This is a genomic window from Acetobacter orientalis, from assembly GCF_000963965.1.
In the GTDB taxonomy this organism is placed as follows: domain Bacteria; phylum Pseudomonadota; class Alphaproteobacteria; order Acetobacterales; family Acetobacteraceae; genus Acetobacter; species Acetobacter orientalis.
Genome location: NZ_BAMX01000002.1, coordinates 1 through 16,741, shown reverse-complemented (window position 1 = coordinate 16,741; position 16,741 = coordinate 1). Strand labels below are relative to the sequence as shown.

Here is a 16,741-nt window from a genome sequence, read left to right as displayed (position 1 = left end):
TGGTGCGTGAGCCGCACCGCATTATAGATACATGTATCATGGCCTAGTATAACGCGCGTTTTGCGTGGGTTTGGGAGAAGTTTTTAATGGTGTTCCATCACGTTCCGCCGCGCAAACGCCCAGAAAGTGCCGCCGGGGCGAACAGCCGCCCCGGTGTGTTACTGCTTAACTTAGGCACACCAGATGACACGGGCTACCGCTCTGTGCGGCGCTATTTGTCTGAATTTTTGTCTGACCGGCGGGTGATTGAAGGCTCACCACTGTTTTGGCAGCCTATTTTGCAAGGTGTGGTGCTAACCGTGCGCCCCGGCAAAAGCGGCAAAGCCTATGACCGCATTTGGGATAAAACCCACAACCAAAGCCCTTTGCGCGTGTTTACCCGCAACCAGTCTGCCCAATTGGCGCAACGCTTTGCGGCAGATGATGTACCGGTGGCGTGGGCCATGCGCTACGGCCAGCCTTCTGTAAAGCAAGGCCTGCATGACCTGATGGAGCAAGGGTGTGACCGCATTTTGGTTATGCCGCTTTACCCCCAATATAGTGCCACAACCACCGCCACCGCAAACGACCAGTTTTTTCGTGCTCTTATGCACCTGCGTAACCAGCCAGCCACGCGCACACTGCCAGCTTTTCCAGACCACCCGGCGTATATTGAGGCCTTGGCGGCCTCTTTGCGCACGGGGCTGGCGCATTTGCCTACGCCACCGCAAATGGTTGTTGCTTCCTTCCATGGGTTGCCTAAAGCCTATGTTGAAAAAGGTGACAGCTACCAAGCTGATTGCGTACGCACCATTGAGGCCCTGCGCACGGCCATGGGCATGACAGCAGAAACACTGCCGCTTACCTTTCAGTCCCGCTTTGGGCCAACCAAGTGGCTAGAACCTTACACAGCGCCATTTATTGAAGCCCTGCCCGAAAAAGGCATTAAGAATATTGCCGTTATTACGCCTGGCTTTATGGCAGACTGTATTGAAACGCTGGACGAAATTGGCAACGAAGTGCGAGACGAGTTTATGGCCAAAGGGGGTGAGCACTTTACGCTTATACCCTGCCTAAACGACAGCACCCCGTGCATAGACTTGCTAGAACAACTGGCCCGGCAAGAACTGGCAGGCTGGCTGTAAAGCTTAAACCAACGTTGGGTTTTTGGGCGGCTTAATAACAGGCCGCTCTGTTTTGGACGGAAACAGGCAGGGGGTGGTGGCAGCGCACCGCCAGCATTCGGGTTTGCGGGCTTTGCACACGTAGCGGCCTTGTAAAATAAGCCAATGGTGCGAATCGCGTATCATGTCTGTGGGTATGCGGCGCTCTAGGGCGGCTTCTACGGCTTCTACCGTTTTGCCCCGGCCAAGGCCAGTACGGTTAGCCAGCCGGAAAACATGCGTATCGACCGGCACAGTGGGTTGGTTAAAGGCAACATTTAGCACCACATTGGCTGTTTTACGGCCTACACCGGCCAAGGCCTCTAACTCGGCACGGGTGCCGGGCACTGCCCCATTATGGCGTGCCAATAATTGGCGCGAGAGTTCAACAACATTCTTGGCTTTATTGCGCCATAACCCAATAGTGCGAATAAGCGCCCCCACGCCTTCGTCACCTAACTGCACCATGGCCGCAGGATTAGGGGCTTTGGCAAACAAAGCCGGTGTTACGCGGTTAACCGATGCATCTGTGGCTTGGGCAGACAGCACAACAGCAACCAAAAGGCTAAATGGGTCAGAATAGAGCAATTCTGTCTCGGCGTTTGGCCATGCTTTAGCAAGGTCTGCCAGAAAAAGGCGCACTTCTTCTGGTTTCATGTCACGCGGGGCTTGGGTTGCCGTTGGCTTTGCTGCTGCGGCTATTTTACGGGGTGTGGCCGCTTTGGCTTTGGGGTTACTGGCCCGTTTGGCTGTGGTTTTTGTGCTGGGTGTAGCCGCTGTTTTACCGGTAGTTTTTTTTGGGGCGCGTGCTGTGGCCTTTGGGGCCGCCGCTTGTGTTGTGCGGCGGCTACGGGCAGCTGGCGTGGCTTTGGGTGCTGCTTCCTGTAGGGCAGGTGCCGGAGGTAACGTGCTAAGGGGGCTTGGTTTTTTGGCCATGCTGCATTTTAGGCGTGTTGCAGGGGGCAGTCCATGCTGTAGCGGTATTTGCTTGGGTGGTTTGCTAAAACTATAAGGGCAAGATACAGTTTGCTCCCGTCTTTTGGCTGTTTGCCGCCACTCAGCCGCCCCGAGACCTGAATTTTTCGGAATATTTGCATGAATACCCCCTCTTCCGGTGCGCAGCCTGCCGCACGGAGGCAAAATTTGTTTGTCGATGTCCTGAAATTTGTCATGCGCCGCTGGCTCGATTTTCCAGTCCCGCTCTGGATTACGGTGGCCGGTGTAACCTTTGCCACCTTGCTTGATGTGCTTATGCCCGTATTGGCGGGGCGCTTGGTGTCTGACGTAGCTGTGCCTGCTGCACAGTCTAGCCGCACGCACGATGCGGTTTGGATGTTGTTTGCCATGGCGGCCTGTGGTGTTGGCGGCGTGTTAGGGCGGCGTGCGGCATATTTGGGCATTACCCACTTAACAACACGGGTTATGCAAAAAATTGCCACGCAGGCTTTTGCGCACGTGCAGCGTCTTTCAACAGACTGGCACGCAAATACTTTTGCGGGTTCAACTGTGCGCAGGCTTACGCGGGGCATGTGGGCGGTCGATATGTTGGATGACACGCTGCTGCTTATGCTCATTCCCGAGGTGTGCCTGCTTATTCTCACCACCTTGGTGCTGGCTTGGCATTGGGTGTTTATGGGGGTCGTGCTGGGGGTGCTGTCTGTGCTGTTTATTGCGCTGTCTTGCACACTTACCCTGCGCTATGTGGCTCCGTCTGCGCGCGATGCAAACCAGTGGGACAGTAAAGTGGGCGCAGCCTTAGCAGATGCCATAACGTGTAATCCCGTGGTAAAAACCTTTGGTGCAGAAACCCGTGAAGAAAGCCGGCTTGCACAAATAGTCGATAAATGGCGCACCTATACCATTCATACCTGGACACGCGGTACAGATAGCGCAGGCCTACAAAACCTTATGGTTACCATTATGCGGCTGGTTTTGGCTGGGGCGGCAGTGTGGTTGTGGCTCAAAGGCCTAGCTGGCCCCGGTGAGGTTGCCTACGTGCTTACCATGATGTTTTTGGTACAAGGCTATTTGCGCGATATCGGGCAGCAGGTTTCTGTTGTGCAGCGCTCAGTTAACGAAATGGAAGAGCTGCTGGTGCTGTGGCGCACGCCGCCTTCTGTGCAAGATGTACCGGGGGCCATACCTTTTAAGGCGCAGGCCGGGGATATTCGGTTTGAGCATGTTGATTTTCAGTACGCGGGCCAGAAAAAACAGATTTTTTCAGACCTCAACGTTCATATTCAAGCGGGTAGTCGTGTTGGGTTAGTGGGGCCGTCTGGCTCGGGTAAATCAACCTTCACTAAACTTTTGCAACGGCTTTATACCCTTAATGGCGGCCGTATTGTGGTTGACGGGGTAGATATTGCCAGCGTGCAGCAATCTGCCTTGCGGGCTGAAATTGCCTTGGTGCCGCAAGAGCCCATCTTGTTTCACCGTAGCTTGGCGGAGAACATTGCCTACGCCCGGCCCAACGCCACACAGGCCGAAATTGAAGAAGCAGCCCGCCTCGCCAATGCGTCTGAGTTCATTAACCGCCTGCCTGATGGGTATGAAACTTTGGTGGGTGAGCGCGGGGTTAAGCTTTCTGGGGGTGAGCGCCAGCGTGTTGCCATTGCCCGTGCCTTTTTGGCCAATACCGCCATTTTGGTTATGGATGAGGCCACCGCCAGCCTAGATTCTCAGTCTGAGTCCTTGGTGCAAGAGGCCATGCAGCGGCTTATGGTAGGGCGTACTGTGATTGTAATTGCGCACCGTTTGGCCACAGTTGTTGACCTAGACCGTATTCTGGTTTTTGCCCACGGGCAGGTGGTAGAAGATGGCGCGCATACAACATTAATTCAGAAACCAAACGGCCTGTACAGGCGTTTATACGAGTTGCAGTCGCTTGATGCGTAACGGGGAACTAAATACAAAAGCCCAGAAGCACACTGTTGCGATATAGACACAGATTGTTGCGAAATCGTGTCTTCTGGTATTTTCCACAATGCACCGCACAAAAAGTAATATAACAATTAAACGTTGTTATTGGTTATTTGTGTTGGGAGCGACCCCCTCGTGCGTCAGCGTTTTGTAGTGCCCGGTACCCTTTTTTCTCGTTCTACCAAAGCTTATGGCATGGGCCGTGGCTGCTCGCGCATGGTGCTGGCTGCCACGTTGCTTTCTAGCCCGGTTGGGGCGTGGGCTGCTGGTGTGTCTGCCGTTGCGGGCCAAAGCGAAGATGCTGCACCTGCAAAAGCAGCTGCTCATAAAACAACGCGCCACGGCACACAGGCCGCACAAAACGCAAAAACTCTCACGGCCCCGTTACAGGTTACTGAGCGTACACCCGTTGATAGCACGGGCGAAGAAAGCGTGATTGTAACCGGCACGCGTGAAACAGGCCGCAAAGCCCGCCAAAGCCTTGCTCCGATTGATGTGGTTTCTGCCAAGCAAATTAGCCAAACAGGCCAGCCTAACTTGCGGGAGGCCCTGGCGCAGTTGCTGCCTTCGCTTACCATGCCAACCGGCGGGTTTGATACGGGGGCACTCACAGACTCCATCAGCTTACGTGGCCTGAACGCTAACGAAACACTGGTTTTGGTTGACGGTAAACGCCGCCACACTACAGCCAATATCTACGCAGACCCCGGCCCACAGCAGGGCACAACCCCTGTTGATATCGACATGATTCCCATGGCCGCCATAGACCATGTTGAAGTGCTGCGTGACGGCGCATCGGCTCAATATGGTTCAGATGCTGTGGCAGGTGTGGTCAATATTATTCTTAAAAAGCAGGACCATGGTTTCCATGCTGAATCCATCTCCGGCATTACCGCTGCTAAAGATGGTTTCCAGCAAGGCGTTTACCTAGATGGTGGCGCTAAGCTGGGTCAGCGCGGCTTTATTCATGTCAGTGGGGATTTTTACCACACAGACCACACCTACCGTAGCGCGCCAGATGCCCGTACAGGCACCAAGGTTAACAATGTTCTGGGCCAGCCCGAACAAACACGCCAAAGCGTTGCGATTAAAGCCGGGTACGACCTAACCGACACCATTCAGGCTTACGGCACAGCAACTTATGCGCACCGTCATGCTGAAGCATATCAGAACTATCGTTTACCAAGTGCCATAGATAGCACAAAATACCCGCAATATGCAGCGCTTTACCCTAATGGGTATTCCCCACTGCAAACGCTAGAAGAAAACGATTACGAGCTAACAGCCGGTGTCAAAGGCGTTTTGGCAGGTTGGAATTGGGATCTTTCAACCGTTTACGGCCGTGATTATGATGATATTGGACTGAAAAATTCTTCCAACGTGTATTTGGAAAAAACCGAAGGCCGCACGCCTACAAAGTTTGATAACGTGCAGGGCTTTAATAACTCACAATGGACAAGCAGCTTTGATCTGTCCCGCAAGTTCCATTTTTCAGGGTGGCCGCACGATATTAACGTAGCGGGTGGTACATCGTACCGTTACGAAAGCTACTCTGTTGGCACAGGCTCATCAGACGCCACTGCTGGTACGGGCTCAGATGCGCTGCCGGGCACAACAGGGGGCAATGCAGGCAATTACAGCCGAGATGTGATTGCCGGATATATTGATGTTTCAACCCACCTGACCAAACATTGGCAGCTAGACCTTGCTGGTCGTTACGAGCACTATACCGATATTGGGGACACGCAAACCGGTAAGGTCTCTACCCGGTATGATGTTTCGCCGCGTCTTGCCTTTAGGGCGACTATTTCTAACGGTTTCCATGCGCCTACACTCGCGCAAGAGCATTATAGTGGTGTAGCGCTTTCTCCTACAGCTGCACGCGGCCTTATGGCTGTTAATTCGCCCGGTGCGCAGGCGAATGGTGCGGCCCCGCTTAAAGCTGAGCGTTCAACCAACGTAAGCGGTGGTATTGTAGTTGAGCCAATTCGCAAACTGCACGTGACCGTAGATGTGTACCAGATTAACCTGCGTGACCAAATTATGCCCGGTGGTCAGATTTATGGTGCGCAAGCCTTAAAAGCATTTACCTTGAATGGTTTTAATCTGCCAAGCGATGCAAACACATGGTCAAGCGCATCTCTTTCCACTCACTGGTTTGCTAACGTGGCCAGCACCCGTACACAAGGGCTTGACCTAACAGCCACCTACCCGACCCAATTAGGAAACTTTGGCCGTATTGATTGGGATGTTGCAATTAACCTTAACCGTACACGTCTTAGCCATCAGTCTTACGGTAATAACGGTCAAGCTCTGCTTAACCCGCAAAGCATTGCGTATCTGACAACGGCTTACCCACGCAGCAAAATTATTTTTGGTGGTCGTTTAACAACTGGCAAATGGACATTTGGCCTGCATGAGGTGCGTTATGGTCAGGTTACGTCTCAATTAAGTTATTACGGCGGGGCCGGTAACACGAGCTCTCTGTCTGGTGCTGATAACTACCGCCAATTCCATAACTCGCCCAAGTTTATTACCAATATGGAGGTCACGTACCGTGCCCTGCCGCAACTGGCCTTTACGCTTGGTGGCAACAACCTGTTTAATGTCTACCCAAGCCGCGTGCCAGAAAACAACCGCTACCTTGGAGCCCCCCAGTACTACATGAGCACCTCCCAGCTGGGTATGAACGGTGGGTTCTACTACCTGCGTGCAGATGTAACCTTCTAAAGAAAAGAATTTTTACAAATAAATGGTGGTGTTATGCACGTAACCCACCATTAAAAAAGGCCTTACCCCATAAGGGGTAAGGCCTTTTTATTGTAATAGACTAGCCCCTATACACACTGTTTTGGTAGTTGGTGTTCTAACAAAACAGATAGGCTGGGTTTTAGCCTTCTATCTGGCTAAAGTCCGCAATAAGGCGTGTCATACGGCCTAGGCGGGCTAACAGGTGTAGCCGGTTTAGGCGTAGGGCTGGTTCTGGCGCGTTAACGGTTACTGCTTCAAAAAAGTGGTCTAGCGGGGTGCGCAGGCTGGCGGCATCCCGCATGGCATCGGTAAAACGTTCTTCTGCAAAGGCTGTTTCTACAGCGGGTTCAACGCGGTCGAGCGTTTGGGCCAAGGTGCGTTCTTCATCTTGCGTATAAAGGCTGGCATCGGGCGTTTTTTCGTGCGGGCCGTCTTTTTTGTCTTCAATACGCAAAATATTGGCGGCACGGCGGGTCGCTGCCAGTAGGTTTTTGCCGTCTTCTGTTTCAAGCATGTTTTGCAGGGCTTGGGCGCGGGCCAGCAGGCGCACTATGTCTGTATCGGTATTGCCAACAGAAATAGCGGCCAGACAGTCATACCGTGCGCCTTCAGCACGCAACTGCACACGCAGGCGTTCTGCAATAAACTGCGGTAGCAGGGCTAGGTCTGGTGCATTTTGCAGGTTAGCGGGCAGGGTTTCTGCTGCCAGCGTGAAAATTTCAACCAGATCAAGCCGTAAGCCGTTTTCGCGTATCAGGCGAATAATACCCAAAGCAGCACGGCGCAGGCCAAAGGGGTCGCCGGAGCCAGAGGGTTTTTCACCTGCGGCAAAAAAGGCTGCCAGCATGTCAAAACGGTCAGCCAGCCCAACCACTACGGCTACGGGGGCTGTGGGCACCGTGTCTCCGGGGCCGCGGGGCTGGTATTGCTCGCTAATGGCTTGGGCTACGTGTTCGCTCTCGCCATCGTGGCGGGCGTAATAGCCGCCCATAACGCCTTGCAGCTCAGGAAATTCGCCAACCATACCGGTGGGTAGGTCAGTTTTGCTTAGCAGGGCTGCCCGTTCACATTCGGCTTTAGGCGCACCAACCCTATCGGCTATCAGGCCAGCCAAGCGCACCATGCGGCGGGTGCGCTCACCTTGCGTGCCGAGTTTGGCATGGAAGGTAATGTTATCCAGCGCACTCAGGCGGCTTTCCAGCGTTTGTTTGCGGTCAAGATCCCAAAAATGGCGGGCATCGGCAAAGCGGGCGCGTAGTACGCGCTCGTTGCCTGCAACAACCAGTGCGCCGCCATCTGTGGGTTTAATGTTAGCTACAAAGGCAAAGCGGGGTGCGGCTGTACCATCGCTGTTGCGCAGGGCAAAGTAGCGCTGGTTTACCCGCATGGACACCTGCATGACCTCGGGGGGGAGATCCATAAACCGGTCATCAATTTGCCCAAGAAAAGGTACGGGCCACTCAACTAGCCCGGCTACTTCATCAACCAAGCCAGCATCGGGTACAATGCTTAGCCCTTCGCTGGCGGCTAAGGCTGCCAGTTCTTTGCTAATCACGCTGCGGCGCTCTGTGGCATCAACCATCACAAAGCGCTCACGCAGGGTGTGTGCCCAGTTGTCTGCACTTGTTACAGCCACTGCCCCCGGTGCCATAAAGCGGTGGCCTTCGGTCAGGGTGTCTGTGCTCAGATGGTGGCCGTTATCCTCATCGTGCGCCAAAGCAAAGGGTACGACTGTGCCGTCAAACAGGCATAAAATGCGGCGTAGCGGGCGTACCCATGTAAAGCTGCTGCCTGCACCCCAGCGCATAGACTTGGGCCACGGAAAGCGGCGCAGTAGCTCTGGCAGTACGGCAGCAATATGGGTACGGGCTTCTAGGGCTGGTTCATCACGCTCGAGCACCCAAAAGCCGTTTTGTAGGCTTAAAGCATCGCGTGTAATGCCGTGTTTGCGTGTAAAGCCGTCTAGCGCTTTATCGGGCGAACCTTCACGTGGGCCGCGCTCAGAAAGTGTGCGGCCGGGCACCATGTCGTTTAAGGTTAGGCTTGCGGCAATGCGGCGGGGGCCGGTAAAAATGCGGGCGTCTTTGGGGGCCAGCGGGGCAAGGGCCTCGGTTAGCAGGCGCAGCAGGGTTTCACCGGCTTGTTGCTGCATGCGGGCGGGAATTTCTTCAGAAAAAAGTTCTATCAGCAATTCAGGCATGATCTTACTTGTCCTCGCCAGCCAGCCACGTTTCGCAGCACAATTTTGCCAGTGTCCGCACGCGGCCAATGTAGGAGGCGCGCTCGCTCACGCTAATAACCCCACGCGCATCAAGCAGGTTAAACAAATGGCTGGCTTTTAAGCACTGGTCATAAGCGGGCTGGGCCACGCCTGCTTCTGCTAATGCCACGCTTTCTTTTTCGGCATCTGCAAAATGGCGGAACAAAAGGTCTGTGTCGGCCAGTTCAAAATTATGGCGCGAATAGTCTTGCTCGGCGCGTAAAAACACATCGCCGTAGGTTAGGCCGGTGCCGTTGTAGTCAAGGTCGTACACATTTTCCACACCCTGCACATACATGGCCAGACGTTCCAGCCCGTATGTTAGCTCGGTTGAAGGGAGCACAACGGGAATACCACCAACCTGCTGGAAGTAGGTAAACTGTGTCACTTCCATACCATCGCACCAGACTTCCCACCCTAGGCCCCATGCGCCAATGGTGGGGTTTTCCCAGTCATCTTCCACAAAGCGGATATCGTGTTTGTCGGGGTCAATGCCAATAGCGCGGTAGCTGTCTAGCAGCAGCTTTTGGCTTTCTTCTGGTGTGGGTTTGAGCAGTACCTGGTATTGGTAATAATGCTGCAAACGGTTGGGGTTTTCACCATAACGGCCATCAGACGGGCGGCGGCAGGGCTGCACATAGGCGGCCTTCCATGGGGTGTTGCCCAATGCCCGCAACGTGGTGTGGGGGGAGAGTGTGCCCGCACCCACTTCCGTATCATACGGCTGGAGAATGGCGCAGCCCTGCCGTGACCAGAACTGGTGGAGGGTCAGGATTAAATCCTGAAAGGAAAGAGGCCGCTCGGTCGGGCGGGGAGACGCCGGGTCCATGTCAGACTGAAACTCCGCAGTAAGAAAACAGTGTCAGAACAGCAAGCACGGCGCACCCCGCACAACAGGTACGGGGCAGGCCATGCCAGCCAGAAGGGCCACACCATACAGGTGTGTGCGGCATACAGGAAGAGAAGGGCAGCCACTCTGTGCAAATGCTCTTGCAACCTCTGCCATGGCGCGCCACATTTTTGTTAGAGTGATAGCGTATTATGCTGGTAAGAAAGGCATACTGGCGGCAACCAAGGCTATGCCAGCAGGCCGTAATCAGGCGGGAAGGTAGAAGATGAACAACGAAGAACGCGACCTTATTTCAAAGTTTGTCGCACGCGTAGGCGGTGCCCAGCAGGGCGGTTTTGGCAGCGTGCCTAGCACCCGCCCCAGCCTGCCCCCTATAGACCCTGAGGCAGACCAGTTTATTGCCCAGCAGTTTCAGCAATACCCCGAAGCCCGCTACCGCATTACGCAAATGGCCGTTGTGCAGGAAGCCGCTTTGGTAGAAGCGCAAAACCGTATCCAGCAGTTGCAGTTCCAGTTGCAGCAGGCCCAGCAGGCTGCGCAGCAGGCGCAACAGCAGCAAAAGTCTGGCAGTGGTTTTTTGGGTGGGTTGTTTGGCGGTGGCCAGCAGCGCCCGCAGCAGCAAACCCCGCCGGGTTGGGGTAACAATACGCAGGCCCCCCCGCCCCCCCCACAATACCAGCAAATGCCCTATGGCATGCAGCCCAGCATGTTCCAGCGTGGCGGTAGCGGCTTTTTGGGGTCTGCCCTTACAACGGCAACGGGGGTTGCCGGTGGTATGCTGGCAGCTAACGCCTTAACAAGCCTGTTTAGCGGCCACCATGATGGCGGTATGGGTGGTGATGCCGCAGGCGGTTGGGGTGCCCCACAGTCTGAAACCATTAATAACTACTATGGAGATAGTGCTGCGGGCCAAGACCCCTTTGCAGGCCAAGGCACAGCCGCAGACTCCAACTTTGATGCCGGTAATAATGACTGGGGTGGTCAGGATGCTGGTGGCGATGGTGGAGATTTTGGCGGCGGCTGGGGCGATGATAATTTTTAAGCCCCCAGCTTGCGTTATTGACTAAGGGAAAGGGCAGCAACGCGCTGCCCTTTTTATATTTTCTTAAAATTTCAAGATACAGCAACAGTATTTAGTTTGATGTTTCAGGCTTTTGTGGGTTCATGGAGCGAATAAGCTCCAGCACATTGCGCCGTACATTGGCATCAGGAATGGCGTAATACGCTTGTACGAGTTCAAGTGTTTCAGGTTGAGTGATAGTTTTTGCATCCATAGGGTCTGAACTACCACTGGGTGCGCCTTCAAATGCTTTGCGTATTTGTGCAAAACCTTCTTTTTGTAGGGTGCCCGGTTGGGGGTGGCGGTCAACACCGTCAAAAAAGAAGTCGAGGGGGACATCAAGGGCGCCAGCAATATCATAAAGCCGTGAGGCCCCAACCCGGTTGGCCCCGCGTTCGTATTTTTGAATTTGCTGGAATGTAATACCCACCAACTCGCCCAGTTTTTCCTGCGAAAAGCCCAAGGCAATACGGCGCAGTTTAATGCGCTTGCCCACATAGGCATCTACAGACGTGGCTCTGGGTACCACCGTGTGGCTTGGGTCAGTGTTAGGAAATTTTGTGTTTGTCACAGTTTTTGCCAGGTGATGGGGACAGGCAATGGAGGGGTCATGCGTGTGACCAGAACCTGTTTGTTAAGAAATAAGTAACTGTTTATTAATTTATTGTACCTGCTTGCGCTGTGCAATAGGCAGCAGTGCACTTATCCCAATCAAAAGACATAACAAGAACGGAATTATTCTTCCGTATAGGCCAAATAAAGGTACGGGCAGAGCCGCTGGAAGTGCTGTGACCAGTGTATCTGTTTTATTCCAGCCTAGGCGGCCAAGTTCGTGGCCATAGCCATCATAGGCAATAGAAATGCCGGTATTGGCGGCACGGGCTACTGGCAAGCCTTCTTCTACTGCGCGTAAACGCACTGAGGAAAGGTGCTGCCTTGGCCCTGCACTATCTCCAAACCAACCATCGTTTGTGACATTGGCAAACCAGCGCGGGCGGTCTGCTTTATCGACCACAGCGCCAGAAAAAATAACTTCATAGCAAATAAGTGGGCCAGCAGGCGGTATGTTGGGCAAGTGCCATGTTTGGGGGCCGGGGCCAGCGGCTAAACCGCCTTGTGGTACAATTTGGAGCGGAATGTGCTTGGGCTGGTACTCCCCAAACGGTACAAGCCGGGCCTTGTCATAAAGCGCTTCAATACCGCCATCGGGCGCAAGTGCCAGTATGGAGTTGCGGTACCGCCCGTTATCATCTTGGCGTAGGGCGCCAATTAACCCGGCATCAGCCCCCGCAGCCCATGCCATAATAATTTGCCGCGCACGTGGGCTGTCTTGCAGCAGCGTATAGCCGGGGAAAGACGTCTCGGGCCACAAAAAGACGATAGGCCGCTCTGCCTGAGCGGGGTTTTGTGCACGCAAAGCTTTTGCTTGTTGTACGCCTTGGGCGGTAAGGGTCAGGTAGCGTTCAAAAATAGTACGGGGGCTTTGGTGCCCAACTTTTTCTATTTCTGGCACATTGCCTTGTACCATCACCGCGATTGGCCCTAATGGGCCGCTTGGTGTGGCAAAATGCAACCGGGCAACACCAGCCCCAACCCACATTACGGCAAGCAGTGTGCCAAAAATACCCGTGCTGCGGCGCAGAATGCGAGAAAAATAAGGGGTATACGTGGTGGTGCGCGCCAAGCAGATTTGGTCTCGTAGGGCCGTACCACAGAACAGGGCAGTGAATACCAGCACAAGGGTCATGCCATCGACCCCCAACCATGCTGCAGGTTGAATAAGCACATCACCCACGCGACCCGGCAGAGCAAAACCGCTGCCAAGTGGGTTCCATGGAAAGCCGCTGAACAAAAACACCCGGGCCATATCAAACAGTGTCCAGAGTGCGGCAAAGAGCGCCATACGGCGTGGGCCTGTTGGTACAATACGGCACAGTGCGGCAGGCGCGGCTGTTAAGGGGGCTAAAATGAGCGCACACCCCAAAGACGGAAATGGCACAAACCACCAAAAGTCTTCAGCGCGGATCATAACTGCATTTACCAGCCAATAAAGGCTGGCTGCATATAACCCAAAACCAAATAACCCACCGGCCCAAGCCGCCCGTTTCCAAGACGGTGCACGGTCTATGGCAGCAAACAGGGCAGGGAAGGTAAACAGCAACACAGGCAGGGCATGCACGGGCGGCAGCGCCGTGGCAGACAAAACCCCCAACCCTAGCATAATGCAGGTTTGTTGCACCCCTTTGCGAGAGGGCAAGCCAATACGGCGTAGACCAGCACGGAAAGGGAGTGTTCGTTTCACAGAGGCTCTTTAAAGGAGTGTCTTAGCGGGCGCGCTTAGTCCAGCGCGTCACGCAGGCGGCGCTCATAATGGCGGTAATATTTGTCTGCCAACAGCTCGCTTTTCACCAGAACGGCAACGTCTGTGGTGTTAAACTGCGGGTCAATAACCGCGCCATCACCCACATAACCACCAAGGCGTAGGTAGCCTTTGATTAAGGGGGGCAAGCGCGTTAGGCACTTACGGAAGTCGAGGGAATGGGGGTCTGTCCGTAGCATTTCAACCCGGCGCTCTGGCAAAGCTTTTACACGCAGTGCCGGAGGGGCCAAATGGTTGTGGTACAGGTAGGTGAGCTCATCTGCCATGCTATCGGGGTCTGTGCCGGGTAGGCTTGCACAGCCAAACAGCACATCAATACGATGCAGAAAAATGTAGGAGGCAATACCCCGCCATAAAAGCTGCATGGCGGCCCGGCCACGGTAGTTTTTATCTACGCAGGAGCGGCCCACTTCAAGCAAGCGGCCCGGAAACTCTGTTAAGGGCGAAATATCATACTCGCTTGAGGAGTAGAAATGTCCAATTTTAGCCGCTGCGTCGCTTTGCACCAGCCGGTACGTGCCCACAACCCCGCGTGCGTCTGAGGCAATGCTGTTATCAATCACCAAAAGGTGGTCGGCTACGGCATCAAACTCGTCACTATCGCGCTTTAGGCGGAGGGTCTCTGGGTCTGGGTGTGCGCCCATTTCTTCATAAAATACGCGGTAGCGCAGGGCTTGTGCGGCGTCACGCTCGGCTTCGGTGGCGGCAATGCGCACACTCAGGTTGCCGCCATGCAATTCCGGAAAGCCGTTGCGTTCCAGCTCAAGGGTAGAGAGAGAGGCAGCAGTGTTTTGTTTGGCTGCGCTCATGATGGCTCTCCACTCCGTTTGGCTTTGCTGGCTACAGCGGGTTTGGCGGTGGCTTGAGCGCTTGGGCGTTTTTTACCAAACAGCTCCAGCCGCATAGACACAAAGTCAAAGCCTAACCGCTGGGCAACTTTGCGCATAAGCTCTTCGTGTTCGGGGTCTTCAAACTCAATAACCTTACCATTATCCACATCTATGAGGTGGTAATGGTGGTTATCGCCTTCGTTTACTTCGTAGCGGGCGCGGCCGCCGCCAAAGTCGCGGCGTTCCAGAATACCCTTTTCTTCTAAAAGGCGCACTGTTCTGTAAACAGTTGCCACCGAAATACGGGCATCTAGCGCAGCAGCGCGACGATAGAGTTCTTCTACATCGGGATGATCATCTGCATCTGACAGAACACGGGCGATCACGCGCCGCTGTCCGGTCATTTTCAGGCCATGTTCTACACAGAGCTGCGCGATCCGCGATTCTTCTGCCGACTGAGATTTCAAGGGCGCAAATCCTGCTTCTTTACCACCTGCGTTTGTCCTTATCAGGTAGCCGAAATAAAGGGGGTTTGTCCAATTTTACACGCCAACGCAGGTTTTCTATGCTGCGGCTTTGCGCACAAGGCCCGTGTCTTGGCATGGTATTGGGCCACCGGAGGCTATAAAAATGATGCACGATATCCCTCTTTTACCAGACAGCACCGTGCCCGGTATAAAGGTGCTCGACCTTATTCACGAAAAATGCCCCATGACCTTTGTACGTACACGGCTGGCGTTAGATAGCCTGCCCTCTGGCGGTACGCTGGCGGTACGGTTGCAGGGGGCAGAACCGCTTAAAAACGTGAAACGCTCGGTCTTGGCTCTTGGCCACCTTGTTTTGGGTGAGCAGCCAGAGCGTGACACAATTGTGATTTTAACCGTGCAAAAAAAATAAGCCCGGTTGGGGGGCTTTGTTGGGCCGCATACAACAACAGGGGGCCATAAGCCCCCTGCTGCATAGGCGCTAAGACTGGTCGCCTTAGTTATTCATGGCTTCAAAGAAGTCATTGTTCGACTTGCTGTATTTGAGCTTGTCGAGCAGGAAGTCCATGGCATCCATTGTGCCCATAGGGGCCAGAATACGGCGCAGCACCCACATTTTAGACAGGGTAGCGCGGTCAACCAGCATTTCTTCCTTACGGGTGCCACTCTTTGTAATATCAATGGCCGGGAAGGTGCGCTTGTCAGCCAGTTTCCGGTCAAGAATCAGTTCAGAGTTACCCGTGCCTTTGAATTCTTCAAAGATCACTTCGTCCATACGGCTGCCGGTATCAATGAGCGCGGTCGCAATAATGGTGAGAGAGCCGCCTTCTTCAATATTACGGGCCGCACCAAAGAAGCGTTTGGGCCGCTGTAGGGCGTTGGCGTCCACACCACCGGTCAAGACTTTACCAGATGATGGCACAACAGTGTTGTAAGCACGGGCCAGACGGGTAATGGAGTCGAGCAGAATAACCACGTCGCGTTTGTGCTCAACCAGACGTTTGGCTTTTTCCAGCACCATTTCGGTTACCTGCACGTGGCGGTGTGCTGGCTCGTCAAAGGTAGAAGAAATTACTTCGCCACGCACAGAGCGGGCCATGTCGGTTACTTCTTCAGGGCGCTCATCAATGAGCAGCACAATCAGGAAGCATTCGGGGTGGTTGGCAGAAATGGAGGAGGCAATGCTTTGCAGCATGACCGTTTTACCAGTGCGCGGTGGGGCCACAATAAGGGCGCGCTGGCCCATACCAATGGGGGCCACAAGGTCTATCACGCGGGGGGTAAAGTCTTGGGTGCTTTTGCCTTTTTTACCCTTGGTTTCTGCAACCGGCGGGGCAGCGCTCTCAACTTCCATCTGAAGGCGGCGCTCGGGGTAAAGCGGGGTCAGGTTATCAAAGTTGATCCGGTGGCGTACGGCCTCTGGCGGTTCAAAATTGATACTGTTGATTTTAAGGAGTGAGAAATAACGCTCACCATCACGTGGTGCGCGAATTTGCCCTTCAACCGTGTCGCCCGTGCGCAGGCCAAAGCGGCGCACCTGTGTGGGGGAGATATAAATATCGTCCGGGCCGGGCAGGTAGTTAGACTCGGGAGAGCGGAGATACCCAAACCCGTCGTGCAAAATCTCGAGCGTGCCATCACCGTAAATGGCCTGATCGTTGTCTGCCAGCGCCTTGAGAATAGCGAACATCATGTCCTGCTTGCGCAGGGAGGATGCGTTTTCGATATTCAGGTCTTCGGCGCAGGCTAGAAGGTCGGCCGGAGATTTGGCCTTGAGTTCCGCAAGATGCATTGAAAAATGCCCTAATTGGCAAGTAGGTCACAAAAGGGAGGTCTGGATCGTAATGGGGCCCCGGCACCGAAAAAGAACTGCCTGATGTAACGTGCTGAGACGTCACGCCGACAAAACCGACGCAGGGAAGGATCCTGACTTGGGGAGGAGGAGCACTGGGCAGGTGAAGTCAGCCAGTGTCTAGGCCCATAATATAGCTTTACGTGCCAGCGCAGTCAACCAGCTTGCCCGCCAGTGCCAGTGCCAGTGCCAGTGCCAGTGCCAGTGCCAGT

The 16,741-nt window shown here is 54.3% G+C and carries 15 protein-coding genes; 5 read left to right on the top strand and 10 right to left on the bottom strand.

The genetic code is table 11. The features are described 5' to 3' along the window. Positions 1-86: 86 nt before the first annotated feature. Positions 87-1,124 carry a ferrochelatase gene (hemH, locus tag Abor_RS00600; protein WP_048839903.1) on the top strand — a complete coding sequence of 346 codons (1,038 nt, stop codon included), beginning with the start codon at positions 87-89 and terminating at the stop codon, positions 1,122-1,124. A 3-nt stretch (positions 1,125-1,127) separates the two neighbouring features. Here hemH and nth read toward each other — a convergent pair whose 3' ends face one another. Beyond that, positions 1,128-1,799, bottom strand: a complete 672-nt coding sequence (nth, locus tag Abor_RS00595; protein ID WP_048839981.1) for an endonuclease III — start codon at positions 1,797-1,799, stop codon at positions 1,128-1,130. 287 nt (positions 1,800-2,086) lie between these two features. Next, complete coding sequence (locus Abor_RS00590) at positions 2,087-2,239, bottom strand: hypothetical protein (protein ID WP_158319706.1); 153 nt, start codon at positions 2,237-2,239, stop codon at positions 2,087-2,089. Between Abor_RS00590 and Abor_RS00585 the strand changes: the two genes are divergently transcribed. Both Abor_RS00585 and Abor_RS00580 read left to right on the top strand, forming a co-directional pair. Continuing rightward, the gene (locus Abor_RS00585) at positions 2,238-4,037 is read left to right on the top strand and encodes an ABC transporter ATP-binding protein (RefSeq protein WP_048839902.1); all 1,800 of its coding nucleotides are present in this window, start codon (positions 2,238-2,240) and stop codon (positions 4,035-4,037) included. The genes Abor_RS00590 and Abor_RS00585 overlap by 2 nt on opposite strands. Before the next feature lie 240 nt (positions 4,038-4,277). Further along, positions 4,278-6,791, top strand: a complete 2,514-nt coding sequence (locus Abor_RS00580) for a TonB-dependent receptor plug domain-containing protein (RefSeq protein WP_048839980.1) — start codon at positions 4,278-4,280, stop codon at positions 6,789-6,791. A 160-nt stretch (positions 6,792-6,951) separates the two neighbouring features. Here the strand turns inward: Abor_RS00580 and glyS are convergent, their stop codons facing one another. From glyS to Abor_RS00565, 3 genes are read right to left on the bottom strand one after another with little or no spacing between them, the layout of a single operon-like run. After that, positions 6,952-9,012, bottom strand: coding sequence for a glycine--tRNA ligase subunit beta (gene glyS, locus Abor_RS00575; protein ID WP_048839901.1), 2,061 nt, complete (start codon positions 9,010-9,012; stop codon positions 6,952-6,954). A gap of 4 nt (positions 9,013-9,016) precedes the next feature. Continuing rightward, positions 9,017-9,901 (bottom strand): glycine--tRNA ligase subunit alpha, encoded by an 885-nt coding sequence (locus Abor_RS00570; protein ID WP_048839900.1) that lies wholly within the window; start codon positions 9,899-9,901, stop codon positions 9,017-9,019. A 33-nt stretch (positions 9,902-9,934) separates the two neighbouring features. After that, positions 9,935-10,078 carry a hypothetical protein gene (locus Abor_RS00565; protein ID WP_158319705.1) on the bottom strand — a complete coding sequence of 48 codons (144 nt, stop codon included), beginning with the start codon at positions 10,076-10,078 and terminating at the stop codon, positions 9,935-9,937. Between the two features lie 109 nt (positions 10,079-10,187). Between Abor_RS00565 and Abor_RS00560 the strand changes: the two genes are divergently transcribed. Next, positions 10,188-10,964 carry a DUF2076 domain-containing protein gene (locus Abor_RS00560; protein ID WP_048839899.1) on the top strand — a complete coding sequence of 259 codons (777 nt, stop codon included), beginning with the start codon at positions 10,188-10,190 and terminating at the stop codon, positions 10,962-10,964. A gap of 91 nt (positions 10,965-11,055) precedes the next feature. On the opposite strand, the gene Abor_RS00555 is transcribed toward Abor_RS00560, so the two are convergent. The 4 genes from Abor_RS00555 to Abor_RS00540 form a co-directional block, all read right to left on the bottom strand. After that, positions 11,056-11,553, bottom strand: a complete 498-nt coding sequence (locus Abor_RS00555; protein WP_048839898.1) for a helix-turn-helix domain-containing protein — start codon at positions 11,551-11,553, stop codon at positions 11,056-11,058. A 90-nt stretch (positions 11,554-11,643) separates the two neighbouring features. Then, positions 11,644-13,203, bottom strand: a complete 1,560-nt coding sequence (gene lnt / locus Abor_RS00550) for an apolipoprotein N-acyltransferase (protein WP_084594302.1) — start codon at positions 13,201-13,203, stop codon at positions 11,644-11,646. A gap of 116 nt (positions 13,204-13,319) precedes the next feature. Further along, complete coding sequence (locus tag Abor_RS00545) at positions 13,320-14,171, bottom strand: GNAT family N-acetyltransferase (protein ID WP_048839897.1); 852 nt, start codon at positions 14,169-14,171, stop codon at positions 13,320-13,322. Continuing rightward, positions 14,168-14,596: a Fur family transcriptional regulator gene (locus tag Abor_RS00540; protein WP_084594293.1), complete on the bottom strand. Its 429-nt coding sequence runs from the start codon at positions 14,594-14,596 to the stop codon at positions 14,168-14,170. The genes Abor_RS00545 and Abor_RS00540 overlap by 4 nt, the downstream gene beginning before the upstream one ends. A 226-nt stretch (positions 14,597-14,822) precedes the next feature. On the opposite strand from Abor_RS00540, the gene Abor_RS00535 reads away from it, so the two are divergent. Beyond that, entirely contained in the window at positions 14,823-15,089 is a 267-nt protein-coding gene (locus Abor_RS00535) for a sulfurtransferase TusA family protein (protein WP_232014990.1), read from the top strand. Positions 15,090-15,173: 84 nt separating this feature from the next. Here Abor_RS00535 and rho read toward each other — a convergent pair whose 3' ends face one another. After that, positions 15,174-16,469 carry a transcription termination factor Rho gene (gene rho, locus Abor_RS00530; protein WP_048839895.1) on the bottom strand — a complete coding sequence of 432 codons (1,296 nt, stop codon included), beginning with the start codon at positions 16,467-16,469 and terminating at the stop codon, positions 15,174-15,176. Between the last annotated feature and the right edge of the window lie 272 nt (positions 16,470-16,741).